Raw genomic sequence first — 3,825 nt, forward strand, 5'->3', positions numbered from 1 at the left:
ACCGACCACGACTCGACGGACTACGACGACGCCAAATCGGCCATCCTCGACGCCGACAAGGAGTACCAAGGCGTCATCTACCAAGACGAACAGTCGGTGCCCTTCGACGAGCGCGTAGGCCTAACCGACTCCATGGCCGACATCCCCGATGGCCCGCCAGAGGACGCGATGGACCTCGTCCGCGAGTTCTACTAAACGACGCTTTTTTATTCGGATTCAACTTCGGCGACCCGCTGATAAAGACCTCGACAAAAAAGGCGGAGTTCGCGCCGCCGTGGCGAACTCCGTGCGACTTCCCTGCCCCGCACGCGACCGTGCAGCGACCGCCGTCCGACCGGCGACCCGAACACGCGCAGGGACCGACAGACACCGGAGTCCGTAGCCCGAACTGTGTGGGCAGTATAACACACCGGCCTGCCGGCACCGCTCCGGCAGACCTGTTATCCTAACGATTAGAACCTACCACCGCGATACCTGTAGGCAACTGTGAACTCACCCCGGGGCAGTCGCCTTGACCGCCTGCACAACCACGCGTTCGACATCGTCGGCTACGACCCGGAGGAGGGAATCGTCGAACCGCGTGCAGCCATCCGTAATATAGTTGGATGCGTCGAACACGTCGAGTACACGAGTCGGTAGGCCCAGTCCGCTCAGTCGAGGCTCCGAACCATCTCGACGTGCGGAATACCCGCTTCCTCGAACTCGTCACCGACAGTCCGGTAGCCGAGTCGACGGTAGAATCCCTCCACCTCGGCCTGTGCGTGCAAAACCAGTTCCGTGAAGCCGCGCTCACGGGCCACGCTGTGGACGGTCGTCATGACGCGTCGGCCCCAGCCCTCGCCGCGCCGGTCCTCGCGGACGGCGACGCGTTCGACCTTCCCGAGGTCGGACTCGGGCTGGCGAAGTCGAGCGGCCCCGATTGGCTCCCCGTCGTCGTACGCGACGACGTGGGTCGCGTTGCTGTCCAGACCGTCGAGTTCGCGGTCTTCGGAGATACCCTGTCCCTCGACGAAGACGGCGTGCCGGACGGCGAGGGCGTCGGCGCGCTCGGCTTCGGTAGCGGCGACGACGACGCCGGTATCGATCATATGGACTGCTAGCGAGCCGGCGGCAAAAACGCCCCGCTGTCAGGCCTTTCGGATCTGTTCGGCGACTTCTTCGACGCCCTCGTACGTGTGGTCGACGATACCCTCCATGTTGAGGAAGCCGTGGATCATCGACTCGTGGTTGCTGTACTCGACCTCGACGCCGGCCTCAGCGAGTTCCTGGGCGTAGGCGTGTCCCTCGTCTCGCAGTGGGTCGAAACCACAGGTCAGGACGTACGCTGGCGGCGCCTCGGCGAGTTTGTCACGCCGGGCGTTGAGCGGGAACGACCACGGGTGGTGGGCGTCGATCTCGTCGTCGATGTACTGTTTGACGAACCAGAGCATATCCTGTGCGGTCAGGAAATAACCGTCCCCGTTTTGCGCCCGCGAGGGCATCGGGTCCATGTAGGTCGTCGCCGGGTAGAGCAGGAGTTGCCGGTCGATGTCTGGCATCCCGCGTTCGGCAGCCATCAACGAGACGACGGCGCTGAGGTTTCCGCCGGCGCTGTCACCAGCGACGACGTGCGTGTCCGTGTCTGCGCCGTACTCGTCTGTGTTGCGTGCGGTCCACTGTGCACCGGCGTAGGCGTCTTTGATCGGTTCCGGCCACGACGCCTCCGGTGCCTTGCGGTACTCGACGGAGACGATCACGGCTTCGGCCCGGTTGGCCAGCATGCGACAGAGCTCGTCGTGTGTGTCCATGTCACCCGCGACGAAGCCGCCGCCGTGGAAGAAGGTGACCGTCGGGTGACCCTCACCGGCGGGCGCGTAGACGCGGGCGGGAATAGGTTCCCCGCCGTCGCCGGCTGCTGGAATCTCGACGTTCTCGACCGTGTCAACGTCCTCCGGTGCACCCGTCGAGAGGTTCGTCATGACGGTCAACTGCTCGCGTGCATCCTCCGGCGTTCCCTCCGAGAGCGTGATGTCGTAGTCGTTGAGCAGGTCGAGCATGTTCTCGACGTGTCCGTCGAGTTCCCCCCGGACCGGCTGGTCTTCAAACATACAAATTTTCTTCGCGCCCGACAGGTTATCAACGTTCTACCGTACATCTGAGGGTTACTTTAAATCAATCGGTAACGCGGGGCGAGAGCCGGCCGTTTTCGCCGCGGAGAGGGTCCTTTTTTAGGAGTTGAGGCGATAGTAGTGAACAATGAGTGCGCAGTGCGACAGGAGAGTAGGGAGTGACGCGGTGGGGGCTGTCGTCACGAATTCGACATCGGGGGTCGTTGTTGCGCACGACGAAACAATCCGGTACCCAGTGGGGAACAGCGCTGTGAGGAACACTCTGCAGTTCACAATCCGACGTTATGACTGATCACTACGACGTAATCGTCGCCGGTGCAGGACCGGCTGGAGCACAGTGCGCCCGCGACCTGGCGGCACGGGACTACGAGGTTCTCGTTCTCGAAACAGAGGCCGAAGACGAGTTCCCGCGCCAGAGCAACAAATCGACTGCCGGCACGTTCCCGTCCATGATGGCGTCGTTCAACGTGCCCAGCGACGTCGTCATGAACTACACCGACAACGTCGTTCTGGAGTCGCCCAACAAACACTACGTACAGGACCGCGCCGGAGCGGTACTCGAGTTCGCCGACTTCAAGCAGTGGCTAGTCGAGGAGGGGCGCTCGAAGGGTGCCGAATACTGGTTCGACGCTCGCGTCGCCAACCCCATTATGGACGGCGGCGAAATCGTCGGCGTCGAGTACAACGGCTCACAGGAGGTGTACGCCGACGTGGTTGTCGACGGGACCGGTCCGTCCGCGCCGCTCGCCCGCGAACTCGGTGTGAGTGAGCTAGAACGGCAGAATCAGGCCATCGGCATCGAGTACGAGTTCGAGGGCATCGACGTAGACCACGACCAGTACGCCGACCTGACCGACGCGATGATGCTCAGACTCGACCACAACATCGCGCCGGGCGGGTACTCCTGGATTTTTCACACCGGCGAAGACACCGCGAAGGTCGGCCTCTGTTACATCCAAAACGAGAGCTACCAGTCTCGGGGGCAGGGGGGAATGACCATCGACGATTACCTCGACTACTGGCTCGACGCCGACCCGCGTTTTGCGAACGCGACCAAACTCCAGGGGAAGATGCACCGCGGGTCTGCCCACATCCAGATGCCCGAGCGGTTGAGTACGGACAACTTCATGGCTGTCGGTGATACCGTGCCGACTATCGACCCGCTGTGGGGCGAGGGTATCCACAAGTGCATGGAATCTGGCCGCGTCGCCGCCGTCACGGCCGATAGGTGTCTCACGCCGAACGACCCCGACACGTCCGCCGAGAACATGGCGACCTACGACGACCTCTGGCACGAGCGGGTCGCGCCCCGGATGCGCAACCGACTGCTGATGACCAAACTCCTCTACCTCGCTCCCAACGAGCGCTACGACCAGTTGATGACGGACCTCCGGCAGACGCCCGACGAGACGCTGGCCAAAGCGAACAAAGGGAGCCCACTGGCCATCGGGAAGCTCATCCACGCCGGGGACCTCCCAATTCTAGTCGACTACGCGAAAGACCGGTTCGACACGACCGGGTCGAGTCCCGCTAGCGCGGTTGCGGCCATCGCGAAACTCCTCCAGAACTAGGTCAGTGCCGGTTTCACAACGACTTTGCACGCGGCCGCCCTTCCTCCGGTGACTATGCCTCCCCGACTCGACGCCGAAGGCGTTCCACGATCTAGCGGTATGCCCATACTCGGTCTCGGCACCTGGGAGAACGACGACGCCGACCA

The 3,825-nt window shown here is 63.0% G+C and carries 4 protein-coding genes and 1 pseudogene; 3 read left to right on the forward strand and 2 right to left on the reverse strand.

Going from position 1 to position 3,825, the window contains the following annotated elements:
- A pseudogene (locus Q0964_RS07225) lies at window positions 1-195 on the forward strand (2-oxoacid:ferredoxin oxidoreductase subunit beta); the annotation flags it as partial.
- Between the two features lie 291 nt (window positions 196-486).
- Window positions 487-639, forward strand: a complete 153-nt coding sequence (locus tag Q0964_RS07230; protein WP_299265365.1) for a hypothetical protein — start codon at window positions 487-489, stop codon at window positions 637-639.
- Window positions 640-650: 11 nt separating this feature from the next.
- Here the strand turns inward: Q0964_RS07230 and Q0964_RS07235 are convergent, their stop codons facing one another.
- Entirely contained in the window at window positions 651-1,088 is a 438-nt protein-coding gene (locus Q0964_RS07235) for a GNAT family N-acetyltransferase (protein ID WP_299265368.1), read from the reverse strand.
- 39 nt (window positions 1,089-1,127) lie between these two features.
- Window positions 1,128-2,087, reverse strand: a complete 960-nt coding sequence (locus Q0964_RS07240) for an alpha/beta hydrolase (RefSeq protein WP_299265371.1) — start codon at window positions 2,085-2,087, stop codon at window positions 1,128-1,130.
- Window positions 2,088-2,392: 305 nt separating this feature from the next.
- Between Q0964_RS07240 and Q0964_RS07245 the strand changes: the two genes are divergently transcribed.
- Entirely contained in the window at window positions 2,393-3,679 is a 1,287-nt protein-coding gene (locus Q0964_RS07245; protein ID WP_299265374.1) for a digeranylgeranylglycerophospholipid reductase, read from the forward strand.
- The last annotated feature ends 146 nt before the right edge of the window (window positions 3,680-3,825 follow it).

The sequence above is a fragment of the Halorientalis sp. genome (assembly GCF_028275115.1).
GTDB lineage: Archaea > Halobacteriota > Halobacteria > Halobacteriales > Haloarculaceae > Halorientalis.

Bases quoted from the DNA above. Each gene is read 5' to 3' on its own strand.
- Q0964_RS07235 (WP_299265368.1), bottom strand. From the start codon at position 1,088: ATGATCGATACCGGCGTCGTCGTCGCCGCTACCGAAGCCGAGCGCGCC.
- Q0964_RS07240 (WP_299265371.1), bottom strand. From the start codon at position 2,087: ATGTTTGAAGACCAGCCGGTCCGGGGGGAACTCGACGGACACGTCGAG.
- Q0964_RS07245 (WP_299265374.1), top strand. From the start codon at position 2,393: ATGACTGATCACTACGACGTAATCGTCGCCGGTGCAGGACCGGCTGGA.